The sequence below is a fragment of the Pedobacter immunditicola genome, from assembly GCF_037482985.1.
GTDB classification, from domain to species: domain Bacteria; phylum Bacteroidota; class Bacteroidia; order Sphingobacteriales; family Sphingobacteriaceae; genus Pedobacter; species Pedobacter immunditicola.
Window position 1 is genome coordinate 206,417 of sequence record NZ_JBBHKC010000004.1, and the last position, 19,415, is coordinate 225,831.

At 38.9% G+C, this 19,415-nt stretch carries 11 protein-coding genes and 1 tRNA gene; 1 reads left to right on the forward strand and 11 read right to left on the reverse strand.

Annotation, left to right across the window (positions count from 1 at the left end):
- Positions 1–49: 49 nt before the first annotated feature.
- The 4 genes from WG905_RS08335 to metG form a co-directional block, all read right to left on the reverse strand.
- The gene (locus WG905_RS08335; RefSeq protein WP_339591258.1) at positions 50–1,099 is read right to left on the reverse strand and encodes a hypothetical protein; all 1,050 of its coding nucleotides are present in this window, start codon (positions 1,097–1,099) and stop codon (positions 50–52) included.
- Positions 1,100–1,194: 95 nt separating this feature from the next.
- Positions 1,195–2,454: a site-specific integrase gene (locus WG905_RS08340; RefSeq protein ID WP_339591259.1), complete on the reverse strand. Its 1,260-nt coding sequence runs from the start codon at positions 2,452–2,454 to the stop codon at positions 1,195–1,197.
- A gap of 146 nt (positions 2,455–2,600) precedes the next feature.
- Positions 2,601–2,672, reverse strand: a tRNA-Arg gene (locus WG905_RS08345).
- A gap of 9 nt (positions 2,673–2,681) precedes the next feature.
- Positions 2,682–4,790 (reverse strand): methionine--tRNA ligase, encoded by a 2,109-nt coding sequence (metG, locus tag WG905_RS08350; RefSeq protein ID WP_431844506.1) that lies wholly within the window; start codon positions 4,788–4,790, stop codon positions 2,682–2,684.
- A gap of 40 nt (positions 4,791–4,830) precedes the next feature.
- Between metG and WG905_RS08355 the strand changes: the two genes are divergently transcribed.
- Positions 4,831–5,733 carry a S66 peptidase family protein gene (locus WG905_RS08355; RefSeq protein WP_339591261.1) on the forward strand — a complete coding sequence of 301 codons (903 nt, stop codon included), beginning with the start codon at positions 4,831–4,833 and terminating at the stop codon, positions 5,731–5,733.
- Here WG905_RS08355 and WG905_RS08360 read toward each other — a convergent pair.
- The 7 genes from WG905_RS08360 to WG905_RS08390 all read right to left on the reverse strand — a co-directional run bounded on the left by WG905_RS08360 (position 5,725) and on the right by WG905_RS08390 (position 19,409).
- On the reverse strand, positions 5,725–9,549 hold the full coding sequence (locus tag WG905_RS08360) for a glycosyltransferase family 2 protein (RefSeq protein ID WP_339591262.1): 3,825 nt from the start codon (positions 9,547–9,549) through the stop codon (positions 5,725–5,727). The genes WG905_RS08355 and WG905_RS08360 overlap by 9 nt on opposite strands.
- The gene (locus WG905_RS08365; RefSeq protein WP_339591263.1) at positions 9,546–10,880 is read right to left on the reverse strand and encodes a glycoside hydrolase family 2 TIM barrel-domain containing protein; all 1,335 of its coding nucleotides are present in this window, start codon (positions 10,878–10,880) and stop codon (positions 9,546–9,548) included. Before WG905_RS08365 ends, WG905_RS08360 begins: the two co-directional genes overlap by 4 nt.
- 154 nt (positions 10,881–11,034) lie before the next feature.
- Positions 11,035–11,715: a hypothetical protein gene (locus WG905_RS08370; RefSeq protein ID WP_339591264.1), complete on the reverse strand. Its 681-nt coding sequence runs from the start codon at positions 11,713–11,715 to the stop codon at positions 11,035–11,037.
- 108 nt (positions 11,716–11,823) lie between these two features.
- The gene (locus WG905_RS08375; RefSeq protein WP_339591265.1) at positions 11,824–12,684 is read right to left on the reverse strand and encodes a DUF1735 domain-containing protein; all 861 of its coding nucleotides are present in this window, start codon (positions 12,682–12,684) and stop codon (positions 11,824–11,826) included.
- Positions 12,685–12,691: 7 nt separating this feature from the next.
- Positions 12,692–14,395 carry a SusD/RagB family nutrient-binding outer membrane lipoprotein gene (locus WG905_RS08380; RefSeq protein WP_339591266.1) on the reverse strand — a complete coding sequence of 568 codons (1,704 nt, stop codon included), beginning with the start codon at positions 14,393–14,395 and terminating at the stop codon, positions 12,692–12,694.
- 11 nt (positions 14,396–14,406) lie between these two features.
- Positions 14,407–17,535, reverse strand: coding sequence for a SusC/RagA family TonB-linked outer membrane protein (locus tag WG905_RS08385; protein WP_339591267.1), 3,129 nt, complete (start codon positions 17,533–17,535; stop codon positions 14,407–14,409).
- 443 nt (positions 17,536–17,978) lie between these two features.
- Complete coding sequence (locus WG905_RS08390; protein WP_339591268.1) at positions 17,979–19,409, reverse strand: SusD/RagB family nutrient-binding outer membrane lipoprotein; 1,431 nt, start codon at positions 19,407–19,409, stop codon at positions 17,979–17,981.
- Between the last annotated feature and the right edge of the window lie 6 nt (positions 19,410–19,415).

Genomic DNA, 19,415 nt, shown 5'->3' on the forward strand with positions numbered 1-19,415 from the left:
CTAGAATTATCCCTGCCGGCACAACAAAGGACTTAAGCAGTTTTCGAACTTAATTTTTAATCTCAGACTTGTAAAGTTCGAGGAGGTAAGATGATTCAACCGTTTCAAATTCCAAAGCTGGTGGGCGATGTTTATTTAGAAAAATGGAAGTATACATTTTTTTAATGTTTTGTATTATCTGATCATTATATAGCGGAAGAACACCCGCGCTTGTTTTTTCACCGGTCATTTTAGCGCCCCCTCCTCCACCAAGTCGCCTATTACCAAATGAACCTTTTTTTTCCCTATCAGTTAAAATAGGGACCAAATTGAAAACACATAGAACTATATAAATTAAGCGGGCTTCGTTTGAATTTAATTTTTCAGGTACTTTCACATCTTTGCCAAAAGGACGAAAAACCTCTTCTCTTTTCATATAGTCCATTAGACTCTTCAACAATGAGTTCATGAATAATTTTTCTGGATCATCAATTATGTATTCTTTAAGCCCGCGTTGAATCTCTAGAACATCATCGAAGGTGATATTTTCGTTCCTAATCTTCCTATTGAGTATTTCTCTAATGATTCCCTCATATTCACCTAATACAAAATGCACATAAGGCATTTGGATTGCTGCTAAAAATGCTTTGGGCAAATGGTCTTTAACGGCAATCTTCTTTTGTTCTTGACCTCTTTTATTGAATGGTGTAAGTACCAGACGAGCGATATCTGCCTCATGAATATACTTATGTAATAAAATGATATTGCCAATTTCTTGATCTAAAGATTTATACCACAACTGCTGTTCTTTTATTAAATCGCGCTCAATTGTGATTATCTGTTTTGTAAGATATAGCATGTTATTTAAGTGACCTTGATCTCTAAGCGCATGCTTTAATTTTTCAAGTTGATCGTTTAAGTTACGCAACTCTGTTTTGACACCAATCTTAAAATTAATAAAAATAGTCTCATCATGATTAGCAATATCTTTTTGAAGCTTCTCCAATTTTTGAGCTTGATTCTCAGCTAAAAAGTGGAGCGTTCTAACTTTACTTAAATCGACTTTACAAGTTACACTTGCAGTATTCTGTCCAGTTGCAAATTTGTGATCTAGTATCATTTAAATTGGTTTTGCCGAAAATACCAATCATAATTTAATTGCTATAATTAGAATTAAAAAGCGGAACTGGAATTAATCCAACTCCGCTTAGTTATTTACATGCTATCCATAGCAGTTTTTAATATATGGGCATGTTCTTCATTACTTTTTCTCAAATACCTCAAGAATGCTTTTTCTGTTTTATGTGTAGTAATAGCCATTATTGTGTTGTTAGGTACTAACCCATATAAGTTCGTTGCAAACGATCGTCTTGCTGTATGAGTGCTTACCAATTCCCATTTAAATACATCAACTGCAATCTTCTTTCCATTCTTAAATTCAATTCTTACTTCTGAAGCATTAATACCTGCCATTTTACAAATCACCTTCAATTGCCGATTCATATACTGGTTGGCATATCCATTAGGAATGTTATTATCATACTTAACTAGTATCGCCTTCACAACATGATTGATGGGAATAATTGCTGCTGCAGAAGTCTTACTGGTCTTCATTCGTATGAATCCTTGGTCAATGTGGGTTTGATCAAGTCTATTGAAATCGCTAAACCTTAACCCTGTCCACGCACCTACTAAAAACAAATCTCTAATACGATCTAATTCAACCCTATTACTCAAATCAAGATTTTCTATTAATCCCAATTCTGCTTTGTTTAGGTAAATAGTTTCAGGTAAATATGATGGCTTTCTAAAATCACTCTGTTTGAAAAATTTAACATCATGTAGCCCGTCTTCCTCAGCTTTTCTTAGCCAAAGTTTTAGCACTTTTATATGCTTACCAATAGTGCTGGGGTTATAGTTCTTTACTTTATTACACCAAGAAGTGAACTTAAAATACCAGGACATCGTAATGTCTTTAAAATCAAAGGTTCCTTCATCCTCTGCAAAGACTTTTAGCAATCTAAGCGTAGTGGTGTAAGTTTTTAAAGTATTAACACTAGTTAAGCTTGTTTCATTATTGGCTATTATGTGTTTTTTAGGAGCATAATCATAAGTGAACCATTCAATAAATTCGAAGAAGTTCATATTGACCTTTTCTTCAACCCGTTGAAATTTCAAGTCTAGAATACCCTTAAGTTCCCTTACGTCTGGGTACTGTTGATGATTGCTGTTGAAGTACGTTTCAAGTGCTAAATAAATCACTTCCTTAATCGCTCGTAAACTTGAATTCAAAGCATCAGCTAGTGGAAATTCTTTACTTTTCCTAGCCTTTTGATTATTTGAATCCCAGCATCGAGGAATTATACGCTTTCCACTTGAATATACGAGCTTCTGTTTGTTGTACCTGATCACAACATTAATAGGTGTTTCTTTCTCTGATTTTGGATCTCTTAAATTTAAATTGATCTCTGCCATATTGAGTTAGTTTTGGACCAGCGACAACGGAAATTTGGTTGTCGGATTGGTTGTCGGCTAACTGCTATTTTATATAAATGACTAAAACAAAAACGGCCTTCCTGATGCAGAAAAGCCGTTTTAAATACGCTGTTATGTGTTAATAGTGGTCCCGACGAGAATCGAACTCATATCTAAAGTTTAGGAAACTTCTATTCTATCCGTTGAACTACGGGACCATTTCCTGCTTACCTGATCACGCTTCCGTCATCATGTTTTTCTACAGGAGCCACAAAAGTAAGTTTTCCATCTGAATTTTCAGACATTAAAATCATTCCTTGTGATAATATTCCTTTAATTTCCCTTGGAGCAAGATTTACCACCACACTAACCTGCTTGCCTATGATCTCCTCTGGCATAAAATATTCAGCGATTCCTGAAACCACAGTACGCTGATCAATACCTGTATCCAACGTTAGTTTCAGTAACTTTTTAGTTTTCTCCACCTTCTCGGCTGCGATAATCGTTGCTACGCGGATATCAATCGCACTGAAGTCTTCAAACTGAATATTCTCTTTAGCAGGGACAGCCACTGTATTGGCAGCAATGTTATCCACTTTGCTTTGGTTCAATTTATCGATTTGCGCCTGAACCTCCTCATCTTCGATCTTTTCGAATAAAAGCTGCGACTGGTTCATTTGGTGGCCGTGAGACATTAAGTCCATTCTGCCCGCATCTTCCCATAAATTACCACCATAATTCAGCATCTTCATCAGCTTATCAGCGGTAAAAGGAAGGAAAGGCTCAATTAATATTTCCAATGTTGCAACAATCTGTAAACTAATGTTCAGGATCGTCCTCACGCGGTCCTCATCTGTTTTGATAACTTTCCAGGGCTCAGTTTCTGCAAGGTATTTATTACCAAGACGGGCTACATTCATCACCTCAGTTAAAGCTTCCCTAAACCTGTAGTTTTCCATAGAAGCACTTACTTTGGCAGGGGCAGCAGCGAGTTCATCAATCACCAGCTGATCTTCAGGCTGCAATTTCATCAGCATCGGTACCTTGCCAGCAAAGTATTTATGCGTTAACACCATGACCCGGTTGATAAAATTACCCAGGATGGCGACAAGTTCATTGTTGTTACGCGCCTGGAAATCTTTCCAGGTAAAGTCATTATCCTTTGTTTCCGGTGCTGTTGCCGTTAAAACATAACGAAGTACATCCTGCTTGTCTTTAAACTCTACAAGGTACTCATTAAGCCATACAGCCCAGTTTTTAGAAGTAGAGATCTTCTGGCCCTCCAGGTTCAGGAACTCATTGGCAGGAACATTATCTGCTAAAATGTATCCACCGTGGGCCATTAACATGGCAGGGAAGATGATACAGTGGAAAACGATGTTATCCTTACCAATAAAGTGGACTAATTTCGTGTCTTTATCTTTCCAGTATTGTTCCCAGTTGCCTTTTTCAACCTCATTCTGGTTAATATAATATTCCTCTGCTCGGGGGTTCCAGACATCAAGTCTGGCATACTCAAATAATTCCTTAGTAGCAGAAATATAGCCTATCGGTGCATCAAACCATACATACAGTACTTTTCCTGCGGCATCTTTTAACGGAACTTTAACGCCCCAGTCTAAATCCCTGGTCATCGCCCTTGGCTGTAAACCAGCATTAAGCCAGCTTTGGCATTGGCCGTAAACGTTCGGCCGCCATTCTTTATGACTCTCGATATAAGTACGAAGTCTTTCTTCGTATTTATCCAATGGCAGGAACCAGTTTTTGGTTTCCTTACGTACCGGAGGCTCACCAGAAAGCGTAGATTTTGGATTAATCAGGTCTGTGGCATTTAAAGTACTGCCGCAATTCTCACACTGGTCGCCATAAGCGTTTTCATTGCCGCATTTCGGACAAGTACCGGTAATATACCTGTCAGCTAAAAAGGTTTGCGCCGATTCATCAAAATACTGTTCGGTCACTTCTTCTGTAAAAACACCTTTTTTATAAAGTGTTTCAAAGAAATCTGATGCCGTACGGTGGTGCATGGAGGAAGAAGTACGGTGATAGATATCAAACGACACCCCGAATTCCTTAAAGGAATCCCCGATTATCTTATGGTATTTATCAACAATCTCCTGAGGGCTAACACCCTCTCTCTTTGCTTTCAGGGTGATAGGAACACCGTTTTCATCGGATCCACAGATAAACTTTACTTCTCTTTTATTTGCGCGAAGGTAACGTACATAGGTATCAGCCGGCAAATAAACACCCGCAAGGTGACCAATATGAACCGGACCGTTTGTATAGGGTAAGGCCGCCGTAACGGTATATCTCTTTATTTTACTGTTATCCAAAACTATTTTTATTATTTTGCCAAAGATAAGAGTTTTACCAATGATTAAACAGCCAGCGTATCTAAAAAAGGGTGACAAAATTGCCATCGTATCACCAGCCAAAAAATTACCTAAAAGAATAGACAATGCTGTGGAGCTGTTTAAACAATGGGGACTGCAAGTGGTGATCGGTGAAAGTGTGTATGCTTCGCATCACCAGTTTGCTGGCGATGATCAGTTAAGGACCCGGGATATACAGTGTTTTTTGGATGATCCTTCCATAAAAGCGATCGTTGCTGCCCGTGGTGGCTATGGCACCATCCGTATTATTGATGACCTCGATTTCAGCATCTTTAATGAAGATCCGAAATGGATTGTGGGTTTCAGTGACCTCACCGTATTACTTTCCCACCTCTATAAGGTACTGCATGTACAGAGTATACATGGACAGATGCCTTATACTTTTGATGATGCAACGCCTGAATCCCTGGAATCTTTACGGAAAGCTTTATTTGGCGGGCCACTGGAATATGAATATACGAGTACTTTCAAAAACAAACCAGGCCATGCTGAGGGACTGCTGATCGGCGGGAACCTCACTTTATTGGCGATGGTACAGGGTTCTGTGTCGGAAATGGATTATACAGATAAAATTCTTTTCCTGGAAGATGTGGGCGAAAGTGAAGCCTCTATTGACCGGATGATGCGCATGCTGAAACGCAGCGGGAAACTGGCCAAATTAAAAGGACTGATCGTTGGTGCTTTTAACGAAATTGAAGAAGAGAAGATCCCATTCGGACAAACACCTGAAGAGATTATCTGGGAAGCTGTTCAAGAATATGACTACCCGGTTTGTTTTAATTTTCCTACCGGCCATATTAACAATAACCTGGCTATGGTATTGGGAAAAAAAGCTGTTTTCTGCAGCAATGAAACCGGAGAAATTAAACTGCAGCTATTTTAGCGGAATATTCAACCTCGATTGAACTAATTTCACCTGCGAACCTCGGATACCATATAAATTGATTTTATACCGGGCAGGGTCTTCAGGAACAGTGATTGTCATGCTTGCCCCTTTGCCTAAGCTTTCAACTGCAAGCGGATTTCCGTATTTGTCATGCTTGACTAACTCCCATTTAAAAATGATTTCCTGTTGCTCCTTAGCAAAGGTCCATTGATTATTGTTTGCGATAACCGCATGAAAGGTCGCCGGTATATGCGCTGTAATGGTGATAGCCGGCAAAAGCACCTTCATCGCTGGAAGCCCCACAGGTAGGGACGATTCTTTCCAACGCATACCGTTCCAGTGCTTACCTAACTGATAGAACCCTCCATAGTTAAGCCCTGAGGCAGCTTTCAAACCATTGAAGGTAACATAGCCCGGGGATTTTTCATCCTGCCAGTTAGTGATAAAAGCCCCTTTCTGACCGCCAACACTATCGAGGTAATTTGCTGCACTGATCCTGCTGAAAAAGTAAGGCACTTCAAGCCCTTTAAGCTCAGCAAGCGGGAGATGAGTGTTATCATCCTTAGTGACCAGGCCATAAGCATCAATTTGTCTAACCTGTGTACTTAGCAGCTTTATGTTCTCATGCAGGTTACCATCAACTGCTACGTCGACACTAACCGGCCTTGTTGGATCTGCAATCTCGATTTTATTGACTAAGGTCTTCAACCAGGTGATATAAGCTTCTTTTGCATAAAATAAATCCGGTTTATCATATTGCCTGGCCATATCGCCTAATGGCGTATTAGCCAGATTCCACATCACAATATGGTGGTCTGCTTTATGTTTAGTAACTGCCGCAATAATTTTATCCGATAATTCATTTAGTGTTTCATTGTCGGACGAGAAATCAGCATGATCCGGCATCCAAAAACTAAAGGTAACCTGCATTCCATGTTGTTGGGTCACATCCAATACGGTTTGGTCATAAAAATTTAAGCCGTAGTACTTGATGGTGTTGATGCCTATGCTTTTCATTGACAAAACATCTGCGATGATTTCCTTCTTTTTCAAGGCATGTCCATTGGTAGACCAATTTTGTCCTTTAGCATAATTCACCCCCTTTATTTGATCGACAAAGGCTTTATTTGCATGCTTTATAGAATTTACAGTAACGTTTCCTGCTTTTAAAGCTCCAGTTTTCAGCCAGAACAATTCCTTGTTGCTCTGCTTAACCGCAAGGTTCATGTTTTTTAAGTTATCGATCCGCCAGTCAAGCATTTTGCCATCAGCGTCCGGTGTATTCTTATCTAAGCCACTATTAAACAGTACAAAGGCCTTGATTTCAGGAAATTTGGTGCTAATATCTTTAAAAGCATTTGTCAACCATTGATCTTGCTCAGCACCATTGGTCAGTGATCCCATTTCGGCAAGCATCACAGGCAAACCCATTTTGAATACTGGGTTTCTGTGGAAAGGCTGATAAAGTTCCGCCATGCTGTAACTTACCTTATCGCTATTTTTGGATGCATAATTAAGGTTGGTCACGCCGATCCAGTCTACATATTGCTTTCCTGGGAAATAACTATTTACCGCTTCAGCCTTCCATGGGTTCCAAACCCAGATTACATTCTGTACCTGATTTTTGTTAAAATAATCATGTATATACCTCCAGGCTGCCTTAAATTCTGCTGCAGTGTTACCCCCGGCGGCAGACCATGGATATTGTGGATTATCTGTTTCATGAGCAAAGCGCATAAATACTGGGCGCCGTAGTGCTTTAATTTGTTTTGAGAAATGATCAAGGTAATCGTCGTACTGACCGCTTAAAATATTGGCGAAAACCTTGCTTTCTATATCTTGGGCACTACCTTTCTTACTCATTTTTGCCTGATCATTCCTGCGTATATTTTGATCAAACAGGCTTTGCCATGGCTCCCAGGTAATCATCGGTATAGCTGACGATTGATAGATGGAATCCATAAGCTTGATCGGCAACTCACATTGAGGCTGATCACCCCAGGCTAAATAAAGCGATACAATCCCAAAATGGAGGTTGCTTTCCTTTTCATACTGCTTCACTAATTTCACATTGCTTAATCCGTTTGTTTCCTGGGGAGCGAAGATCCCCGGAATCAGGATATTTTTCCGTGAATAGCCTGTCTTAATTTTCTCCACTGGATTGATCTGGCTGTTCATTTTAAAAACAGTTAAACATATAATTAATAAGGTGAGGACCAACGCGCTGCTTCTTACCCTACGATAAACTTTCCTTCTCAATAGCCAGAAAGACTTTTTAAACTCAGATACATGCCCTGAAGAAGAGGCCAGGAGCGGGTGCTGTTCCTTTAATTCCCTGAACTGGTTTTGCCTGCTCGCGATCACGGAAAACAACAGAATTAAACAATTAAGTCCTGCAAAACCAGACATCATGAGGTTATAGGGGTTGTAGTCCTGGTTCAAGCCGTAAATAATAGCGAAGATGGAAATGCCAATAACAACGAGATTAGGGATGCTCAACGGCCAGTTATTACCTTCCGTCCCGTCTTTAGGAGTAGGAATGTAAGGCACTTTTTTTCTCAACAGGGTATACACAAAACCCAGAAGGAAAATCCACCAGGTGCCAATCATCAGTAAGCCTCCCACCACATGAAATCCCCTTTCTTCTTCTTCCATCACCCAGTTTTGCACATATAGCCTTATTAATATACCCATCAGCGATAAAGGCACCGCGTAAACCATGAAATTGAGAAAGTCAATATTAATCGGACTGGTATTAAAGACCAGAGATAGGATGGGGATGAAGAAACTGATTAAAAACATTAAACCCGACAAATAGTACATCGGGAGGGTACCATAATGCAGTTTTTGCTGCCAGGTAAATTTCCAGAAAAGCTTAGGATAGGAGGTCACCAGGAGTTCAAAAACGCCACGCGCCCATTTCAACTGCTGACTATAATAAGCGGATAACGTAGAAGGAACCAATCCGCGGGCCAACACCGCTGGCACATACACTGATTTCCAGCCCTTGGCATGAAGCTGCATGGCGGTATGCATATCTTCAGCCAAACCTGCAGCATGGCCACCAATGGAAGCTAAGGCTGAGCGGCGGAAGGTACAGTTTGCCCCGATAGCCAAAACGGTTCCATACTTGTTCATGGTCATCATGATGGGACCGTAAAACTGGAAAGTTTGCTGTGCAGCACCCTTGGCAATCAGGCCATCGTCGTAGTTTTTGTAAGACTGCACAATCTGAACAAAGCCTATTTCCGGGTCATTAAAATGATCAACAATAGGATCCAGAAAATCTGGAAAAGGGACATGATCTGGATCTAAAACCACACATAACTCCCCCGATGACTGCTTAAGTGCATTATTGATATTCCCAGCCTTTGCATCGACCTTCACCACACGGGTAACATGGTGGACGCCGTGCTCTTTACAAAAATTCTTTAAATAAGGATCATCAGATTCGTCGCAGAGATAAGTTTCATGAGGATAAGTGATGTTCTTAATGGCAATTAAAGTCTCCTCAATCATTGCATAGGGCTCGCCTTTAAAAAAGGTGGTGAATATGTCAACCGTATAAATCTTTTCCTGCTGTGGTTTTTCAGGTACTGTAATAAACAAATAGTGTATCCATTCATGCAAGAACTTGACACAGGAAAACACAATGGTGATGATGAGGATGATATACAAGGGCATAAATTCAGCTCTTGTGTTTAATATTTCCCTGATGAACAGGCCCATGCAAAGCAGGCCTACAGCGACCATGAGACGCAGCGTAAAAAGCTCTTTTGCTGAAGGATTGATAACGGGATTTACTCTTTTCATTGGGCAGCTAATACATAAAATGGTGTATTGCTGGTTGCAATATATCCGTTAACATCATAAATAGTGGCAAATAACCGATAAGGGCCTTCTTTTTCAGGTACAATAAAAGAAACCTTTAAGCCTGTACTTTCCAGGATAAGCCCTTCTAAAGGGTTTGGCCTTTTTAAGTTATTGAGTTTATCTTTTTTAAACCAATCTTCGGGATAAATCTCCCATTTAATACTTTGCACATTGGATTGAAAACCGGCTTGCTCTACCGATTCATTAGTTTCTATCAAAACCTCAGCACTCACTGTTGCTGTAGCCTTAAGCAGGATATCATCTTTCGCTTCTTTACCCTCCAGGTGCATTGTTTTTATTTTTGGACCTTTATACAAAGAGGCTTTTCCTGTCCAGGCGGTCCTGGCAAGATCAACCGCTTCCGTTTGGTTACCTTGATCATCGAACAGGCTGTACCAGGTATGGGTAGTTTCTTGTTTCTGGCCCCAGTAAAAAATGAATGAGCCTACGAAACGGGGGTCATTTAATGGCATTTGCTTCTTATGCCTAAATAATATAGTTGCTGCTTTTTGTGTGCTTGATGGCTCTATATAGGCAGACCAGGCCGTTTGTGCAGTTCCTTCCCAGGGCCCATCAATCCCCCATTCGGTGATGAGATAGGCTCCATTCCAAAACCAGGCAAAACTCTTTAAATCACGGTTAAAGGAATGTATTTTACCAAAAATATTGAATGAAATAAGATCCACATCGGTGCGGACTTTCATATTGAATATTTCTTTCGGCTGAAAATTAACCATCGTGGTCGTCACCGGATGATCGGGATCATCCTCATGGATCATGTCCACAATGTTATTGAAGGCTTTATAAAAGTTATGGTACGATGGCTTAAAGGGAAATACCAGTTCATTACCTACACACCACATGAGTACTGCAGGATCATTTTTATGTTTATTGACTAAATTTTTGATATCATTAAACTGCTTTGCAACTTTCGCAGGGTCATTGTAATGATGCATCGCATGGCTTTCAGGGATAGGTAAACCAATGATTACGGCGATGCCGTTTTCATTCGCTTTTTTAAGGATGGAATCGACATTAGTCGTGTCCCAGATTCTGATGGCATTGCCGCCGGCTTTGCGCAATTTATCCAGGTGGGTATCACCTGCAGCTCCCTTAATGTAAAATGGCTCGCCATTTCTATATAAGGTGAACTTCCCATTCTCTTTTTTGATGGATACTTTTGCTTCGCTTATCGGTTTATCGCTTGAACAGGAAGAAAAAATAAGCAGGCAGAAAAGAATAACCTGCATTCTTTTTAGGAGATAGCGCATTCTGAAAGTATCAATCCAATTATGGCACTAAATTAGAGTTTTTATCTGGAAAAAAGAATCGTATAAGTTAATATCTCTGGAACTCAATAGGCGATAACAAAAAAAGGATGCTGGTTTTAAACAACACCCTATGTTTGTGATGATGATCATTCAACTAATAGTTCCAGATGAAACGTTTGTGGTCACCAGGTTTAAACATAAAACTGGAAACGAACGTAAATTCAGATTTTAAGGCTTTACCCTCGTAAGCTGCAGGCAGCCATTGAATAGTAAATAGTTTATCTTTTGGATAAATCTTGGTTGTATAGGAAACGCCTGACAAATTGTATTGTGCTGTATAGATTGCGGTACCATCAGCTTTAACAAGCGCTGTAATTTTAGCATCTACATTTCCAGCTGATAATTTATCATGACGAGAAAGTTCATCTTTGAGCTCAGCAACCATTAAAGATTTATATTGGTCAATAGAACATACCGGAATTGGCACTGAAGCTTTTTCAGCCACTTTGGCATTTTTGTCAAGGATTTTAATCTCTACCGCATTAAGCTCTTCCTTCTCTAAAGCAACGAGTTTATTTAAGTCATAATTGTATCGTAAAACAACCTTCCCCTGTGCATTAAAGCAATACCAATTACCCACACGTTTGTTTTGAGCATAAGACCCTCTGAGTCGCGTCACATGAGCAGTATCGGCAATGGTGTACACGCCATCCAGCAACTTCTCATCATTGATATTATAACTCACTTTAGATTGATCAACTAATTTACCTGTTTTTTCCAGAACGGCTAATGCACCGCTGGCGAGGATAAGAATAGAGGTTATAAAGATTTTCATAATCAAAGGTTTTTATAAGGATAATATAACCATTAAAGTATTCTAAAAATAAATTTAAATAAGTAAGGCTGCCCTTAAGAGACAGCCTTACTTATTAACAGAAACTAATTATCTAGATCCTTTGTAGACAAATGTTTCTTCAAAAGTTCTACCACCATTTCCTTGTTTCCAGAAAACAGTCATTGTTTTGGTTGCAGGATCCCATTTACTTCTGGCGTCCTGTGGTTCTTGAACTCCTAATGAAGGACAAGTAACGGTAACTCTGTTTGTAGTTGGGTCAACTGTATATATAACTTCATTTGAATACGTTCCCAATAATCCTGGTGAAAGTTTCACCGAATTTGCAGTTTGTGTAATTAAAGTAACTGTTTTATTAGCGTTTGGAACTAAAGATGTGTTGGCCGAGGTTTTGTAAGTAAATATACCGTCAAATTTATTCTTACCACCAATAGCAAAAATAGCTGTACCAAAGTTTTGGCTAATAATACCTGACGACACAGACGTTATGGTCAATGGCAACGCATTTGTTTCTGCTAAATTGAAACCTGCAAGTTTAAATTTTACCATTAAAGTTGCCTTAGTTTGTCCCTTAGGGATAACAACCTGGTTAGCTGTCAACTCATAATCTTTTGTTGGCATCAATCCATATTTAGTACCCTGCTCTTTATTATAAGCTTCAAGGGTTGAAGGAGCCCCAACTACTACATTAACTGTAATATCTGCTGGAGCTGCAGATTCAGGTCCAGAATAACTGATTACAACAGGTAAGCTAACCTCAGGAACAATTTCATAGCTATGGATATACAATGGGATGGTGCTGCCATGAACTGCAATTTCAGAGGTGTTACCGAATTCAATAACATTATGGCCTTTTTCCGGGTTCAAAACTAAACTATCATCTTTTAAGCAAGAACTAAAGGCCGTTACTGCGAAAAATAGTAGAAGTGATTTAATTATATTTTTTTTCATGTTTGTATTAATTTAAGTCCCAGAATATAAGTGAGGTGAATTGTGAAATTCCCTGAGGTACATTACTTGGATTTAGGTTAAACTCTGATTGTGGATACAACGCTCTGGTTGTAAGTTTATCTTTTCTTGGAGAGGTAGATTGTCTTGAAGCGAAGGTTGCTGACGGAGACAAAGATCCTTCTACAATTTTTGGGAAGGTTGTTCTTCTGAACTCACTCAAGGCTTCATCATTACTAATCATGTTTAAAGCAATATACTTCTGTGTAATAATTGCTTCCAACTTAGCTGCCGGTGTAGCTGCTAAAGTGTAATTTACCAAAGGACTAGCAGCATTAAGCGTTTGATAAGTTGTTACATCACCTGCAACAGATCTTGTCTGATCAGGTTTACCATCAGCCAATCTCCAAAGGAAGATTTTAGAAGCATCAACTGAACCCTTTGCGTTTTTATACAGGTAATTAAATGATGCCGTAACTCCCGCATTATACAAAGCTGCATCACCACCTCCGATAGAAAGGTAATTTTTTAATGCAGCTTCAGCTTGCAAAAATTTACTTTCAGCAGCAATCATAATTGGCTGGCCCTGGCTTGCACTTTTTGCAACACCAATGGCATCTTCATTGCTGCTATTGCCACCTGAATACCATGCAGAAGCGTTACCTGGAGCAGCGTCATTACCATCTCCTTCATCTCCTAACTGATTGGAAGCTACACCAGTTAAGATTGTAGTATTTGCCACATCAACTGTTGCCCCCTGAAAAATTGCCCTTGCTCTAAAAGGGTCATTAATTTTACCTGCACCATCATCTGTGGTACCATAGAAAGAAAGCATCCAGTAAGTTGCAATTCTCGAAGTATTAGGACGAGTACCATCAGCTAAATAAGCCAGACTATTATAAGTAGGGTTTCTTTTACCCTCATTGATGCTGTATCCAGGATTAACCACTACATCATCGCTTATATAATCTGCGGTATTTGTACTCATTTTGGCGAATTCTGGTGTTGTAAAACTTTGTAAAGCAGGTACACCTGCCATTTTCACCAGTAATTTCAGTTTTAAAGTATTAGCGAAAACAATCCATTTATTCATATCACCTTGAAACATTGGATCAGAAGATGCAACGACTTTATTGATTGAAGCAGGATCAGCGGCAGCTGCAGTCTTAGCATCGTTGATTTGTTTAACAGCAATATTTAACTGATTTACCAAATCTTTATAGACATCATCACCCTTATCATATTTCGGTGTGAAATTCAAATCCGCACCTTTGAATGCTTCAGTGTAAGGAACATCATTAAACTGATCTACCAATTTAGAAAAGTCAAATGCTTTCATGATTTTAGCTATAGCCGAATAATTAGCCATTTCAGGTTGTGAAGCCGTTTGATTAATCACATATTCGAAATCTTTTGCATTTCCATAAGCTGTATTCCAAAGACTTTGAAAAGTATCGTTTATATACTGGTAAGTTACTACCTCACCAAAACCACCGAAACCACCTGCATTTGCTCTTTGTCCACCTTGATCCGCCAGGTTAATATTATAAGTATTAACCATAGCTCCTGCACCTACAATAGCCTGAGGTAAAACTAAATCTGGTGTAGAAGTTGTGGGATTATTAGGGTTTTCATTTATATCAAGGTACTTTTTGCAAGAACTCGCTCCTACAATTACAGCCCCCATTAATATATATTTAAATATTTTTTTCATAATTCTAATTATTATAATGTAACAGAAAGACTTAAACCAAACAATCTTGATGGAGGAGTTTGACCTAAATTCGTTAAACCAATTGCGTTACTTTCTGAACCTGCTGCACTAAACTCAGGATCTGTGTAAATGTTAGTTTTCGGAGCCCAGATAAATAGATTCCTTCCCTGGGCGCTGATACGTGCGCCTTTGATAGATTTCATATTGCTAAAAAAAGCTTTGGGAAAATCATAGCTTAAGGAAAGTTCACGCATTTTCCAGAAAGCCGCTGAATAAGCATAATTTTCTGCAACAGCTGTGTTTGAAGGACCGTTTGTCCAAAAATCTACCCCACCTGTTCTGGTTGTAATATTGGTGTTTTCAACATAAGTATTGGTTGTCGGATCAAGATATGATGAATTTGGAACAACAAATCTTTCACGGTTAAAGTAAGTATTTCTAATACCTGCTCCAGAGAAGTCATATCCAGTCGAGCCACCATTATACATCACAAATCCAGCCCTATATTCAAATAAAGTAGCGAAACGGAACCCTTTGTAGGACGCAGCTAAATCAAGACCTACACGATGTTTTGGCTCTGTATTACCTAATTCAACGATGTTTGGATTTACGCTTGGGAAACCAGTAATTCGGTCAACAATAATTCTGCCTTGATCATCTCTGTTATAGCTAGTACCCTTTAACATCGGGAATGATTTACCTTTTACGGCATAAATACCAGTAGTACCCAACGATCCTATATTAAGTTGCTCTTGATCATCGCTGATTGACAAAACTTTATTGTCATTAAATGTATAGTTACCACCTATGGAAAGTTCAAACCCACTTTCTGTACGAATAGGAACTATTCTTAATGAAGTTTCGATACCCTCATTGCTTACTTCACCTGTATTAGTTAAATAAGTACTATATCCTGAAGAAACCGCTAATCCAACTGGTACAGTCTGATCTGTAGTGTTTGATTTATAAGCCGTGAAACTACCTGAAATTCTTGATTTAAATAATTCAAAATCCAATCCTCCTTCAATAGATACCGTAATTTCAGGTTTCAAATCTGGAGAAACCAAACGGCTACCTAAAGTATAACCACCTACGTTGTTGTATGGATAGCCATTGGCCTGATTAAATGTGGCTAATAAGCTATATGAACCGAAGTTATCCCGGTTACCTAAGTTTACCAGACCTACTTTAGAAATACCTCCTCTAAATTTTAAACTTTCCACAACACCTGATTCCTTTAAGAAAGACAGGGCGTCAGATGCAATAAATGAGATGTCTGCTGCAGGGTAAAATAAAGACCTGTTCTTTTCAGACAAAACTGAGCGCCAGTCATTTCTTCCTGTTACGTGTAAGTATAAATAATTCCTGAAACCCAAACGGGCATCAGCATACACACCCATCTGACGTGCACGGAAATTATTTTCTCCTGCATTTGGATTCTGTAAGATATGACTAATATTATATAGGTCTTGTTGAACTAATCCTGTTCCGCCAATTATAACACCTTTGGATTGATTGTCTCTTAAACTTGCACCAAAAATTGCATTTAAAGAGAAATCATCACTTAACTGCTCAATATATTGTGCCTGGAACTCTGGGTTAATTTGTGTATTGTAATTTGAACCATCAGCAACCGCTCCAGCAATGTTACTGAAGTTTGAAGTTATGCCAAGTCGGTAAGGAGAGTATTGAAATTTATTAACCCATGATTTGTTAGATGAGTTATGGGTTGATAAACTTACGCGGAATAAAAATGAAAGCGGTTTGATGGGCGTCCATTTAAATTGGGCATTACCCGTTAAAACGTCGTTCCTTACGGTACTGCGGCTATTAGCCAGGGAAAAGTAAGGACTTGGGTAGTACTCATTGAAATAACCATCAGGATGTGAAAACGGATCATTTTGCCAATCACTGTAATTGGTCAATGGAATCTGACCTGGAGTTTGTAATACGTTATTGAAAACGTTCGCAACATCATTCGATAAATCATACCTGTTTTGAACATAATTAGCGTTGAAGCTAAAATCGATATTGTTACCCATATCTCTTTGACCATTAACACGGAAAGAGAAACGGTTATAAGTATCACCAGGTACTGTCGATTTTTGATCAAAATATTGTCCTGAAACGTAATAAGATCCTTTATCATCACCTGAAGACAAGCTTAAATCAGATTGATTAACTAGTCCTGTATCCCAAAAATCATCCTTTGCTCCTGACCATGAATAAGGAACTGTCTGGATTGAACCATCTTGCAATGGTTTACCAATCTCTTTCAATGAACCGTCGAAAGCCGGACCATACTGTTGATTTTCATAGGCAGTATAGGTTGGAACATCATCCGGACCAGTACCTGAACCAAATCTCTTTTGTAATTTAGGCAAGAAAGAAACTTCCTCTAAACTCGTCGTGTGACTTGCTTTAATTTGTGTAATACCTGCTTTACCAGTTTTAGTGGTGATGATTAACGCACCATTTGATGCATCTGAACCATATAAGGCTGCAGCACCAGCACCGTTTAGTACTTGTACGTCTGCAATATCTTCAGGATTTAAATTTCCTAACACGCTGCTTGGAACGATAACGTTATCAACTACAACCAATGCCTGGTTATTTCCTAATAAGGAACGGTTACCACGTAATACCAAACGAACATTAGGGTTAACACCAGAACTTACTGCGTTTACCTGTAAACCAGCTACTTTACCAGTTAAGGCACTCGCAACGTTAAATGCTTTTGCTTGAGTTAATTCTTCTGCTTTCACTGTAGTCGCCTGGTTACCTTGTTGACGGCGTTGGATACTAACACCACCGGCGGTTACTACAACCTCATTTAAAGATGTAGCATTTGGTACTAATGAAATTCTTAAATTGGTTGTGGTTATTGCTACTTCCTGAGTAGTGTAACCTAGATAAGAAACCACTAAGGTTTTTCCTGCAGCTGGCACTCTTAAGGAGAATTTTCCATCAGCTGATGTTTGTGATCCGATATTCGAGATCTCTTTTACTCTTACAGAAACGCCCGGAATCGGAAGACCGTCTTCTTGTGCCGTAACTGTACCAGTAATCGTCCGTTCTTGAGCAACTGCTGAGAAAGCGAGAAGCATCAACACGAACAAACTTTGTAGAAGTTTTTTCATGAATTTTGAATTTAGGTGAATAATAATGTCTAAATATATTCGTTTCAAAACGTTTCCCAAAAAAAATTATTGATTTTAAATTAATTTTCTAAAAATAAAAGTCGTTTAAACTAACTTAATTCGGAGAAATTCCCGATTATTACTTAGAAAGAAACACAAGAAAATGTGTTTTTAGTACCGCTGACAAAGATTTAACATTAATTAACACCTAAATTTCCTAAATAAGATTTCTTAGGTTTTATAGGAAACTTTTTTTGACTTTTTATCTAAGATTTACTGATCGTCATCCGCAGCATCCTGATCCTGATGGTTTAACGCCTTCGCTTTATTTAACGATGCTCCCTGCTAAGACTTCGGTAATGGCCTGCTAAGTTCGTACCTATCGCAGGGGCAAAAAAAAAGGGAGGATGCATTTACACATCCTCCCTTTTTAAGATAATGAATTATCGTGTGCCACCGGCCCACCAAACATTTTCGGTTTTGACATATTGGCCATCCCCATAAGCAGTCGTTACATTGTTATTTGTAGTTACATCGCTGCTACCATAAGTATAACGTAAAGGAAAAGCGCCAGTATTAGCAAGGTCAATAAAACCATTGCCCATTGCTTTCAACCTTCTATAGTCACTATATGATTCAATAGCTTCATCCTCATAGAATGATAAATACTTTTGAACCGCGATTTCCTTTAACGGATTAGCTGCAAATAAAGGAACTACATTTGCAGTGAAGTAAGTATCTGCTGCTGCACTCGTTAAACCAACTTTCACAAATGCCGCCTGCACACCAGTATTTAAAGCAACTAGCGCTGCAGGTAAGTTGTTTAACCTTGCATTGGCTTCCGCTTTCAGAAACTGTAGTTCGTGGAAACTTAACAAGTTAATCGGAGCAGATGCACTCATTAAGCCTGAAATAGAGTATACGCTTTGAACTTGCTCTGGATTACCGTTTGGAGCTAAAAGTGCTGGTTTCCCTGGAAAAGGAGTAAAGAACTTTGTATTTCTCGGGTCATTTCTAGCTACTAATTTACTGTTCAAACTTGTGCTCGCACCAAAATACTTACGATCAGTATAAAATTTGTAAAATGGATTAACTGTCGTAGATCCGTTGAATTTAAAAGATGCAGCTTCACTTGCATTTGCAAAAGATTTGTTTACATCATCAATTACCTCCTGGTATTTTGGAGCTTTGTGTGATAAACGCATTTTGTAACGTGCTCTTAAGCCATATGCAAATTTTTTCCATTTATCGCTATTTCCTTCAAACAGTAAATCCTGTTTTCCAAGACTAGCAAAGGTTGTCGTTTTTTCAAGGTTTAAAATTGCCTCATCTAAAAACTTCATGACATCTGCATAAATCGCTTCCTGCTTATCTAATTTTGGTTGGAAGATAACACCAGGTTGTAATGCTTCTGACCATGGAATATCGCCCATTAAATCTGTTTGGATAGCCAGGTTGTAAGCACTTAAAATTTGTGCTACAGCAAGGGTCTGGAAATTACCTTCTTCTGCTCCACCTGGTGAACATTTATCGATTACAGTTTTTAACGCCCAAAGATTGGTGTAAACTGCATTCCATGTATTGTTATAGGTGCTGGAAAGATAAGGTTCTGCAATCCTTTGCTCAGCGTTGTACATTTGACCAAATATCCCAACATTATGCTCCATGTATACTGAAGCATAAAAAGCATAATCACTACCAGTAACACTAAATGCACTGGAAACAATTGCATCTGTAACTACAAAACGTGCAGGAACATCATTTGGGTTATTTTTGTCTTTATTAATGTCTTCCATGGTATCTTTCGAACAAGATGCCACAAATACGGTTAGAAATAAGCCTAACGATATTTTTAATATATTTTTTTTATTCATGTTGTG

Bases quoted from the DNA above. Each gene is read 5' to 3' on its own strand.
- WG905_RS08360 (WP_339591262.1), bottom strand. From the start codon at position 9,549: ATGAAAAGAGTAAATCCCGTTATCAATCCTTCAGCAAAAGAGCTTTTT.
- WG905_RS08365 (WP_339591263.1), bottom strand. From the start codon at position 10,880: ATGCGCTATCTCCTAAAAAGAATGCAGGTTATTCTTTTCTGCCTGCTT.
- WG905_RS08335 (WP_339591258.1), bottom strand. From the start codon at position 1,099: ATGATACTAGATCACAAATTTGCAACTGGACAGAATACTGCAAGTGTA.
- WG905_RS08380 (WP_339591266.1), bottom strand. From the start codon at position 14,395: ATGAAAAAAATATTTAAATATATATTAATGGGGGCTGTAATTGTAGGA.
- WG905_RS08370 (WP_339591264.1), bottom strand. From the start codon at position 11,715: ATGAAAATCTTTATAACCTCTATTCTTATCCTCGCCAGCGGTGCATTA.
- WG905_RS08385 (WP_339591267.1), bottom strand. From the start codon at position 17,535: ATGAAAAAACTTCTACAAAGTTTGTTCGTGTTGATGCTTCTCGCTTTC.
- WG905_RS08375 (WP_339591265.1), bottom strand. From the start codon at position 12,684: ATGAAAAAAAATATAATTAAATCACTTCTACTATTTTTCGCAGTAACG.
- WG905_RS08355 (WP_339591261.1), top strand. From the start codon at position 4,831: ATGATTAAACAGCCAGCGTATCTAAAAAAGGGTGACAAAATTGCCATC.
- WG905_RS08340 (WP_339591259.1), bottom strand. From the start codon at position 2,454: ATGGCAGAGATCAATTTAAATTTAAGAGATCCAAAATCAGAGAAAGAA.
- WG905_RS08390 (WP_339591268.1), bottom strand. From the start codon at position 19,409: ATGAATAAAAAAAATATATTAAAAATATCGTTAGGCTTATTTCTAACC.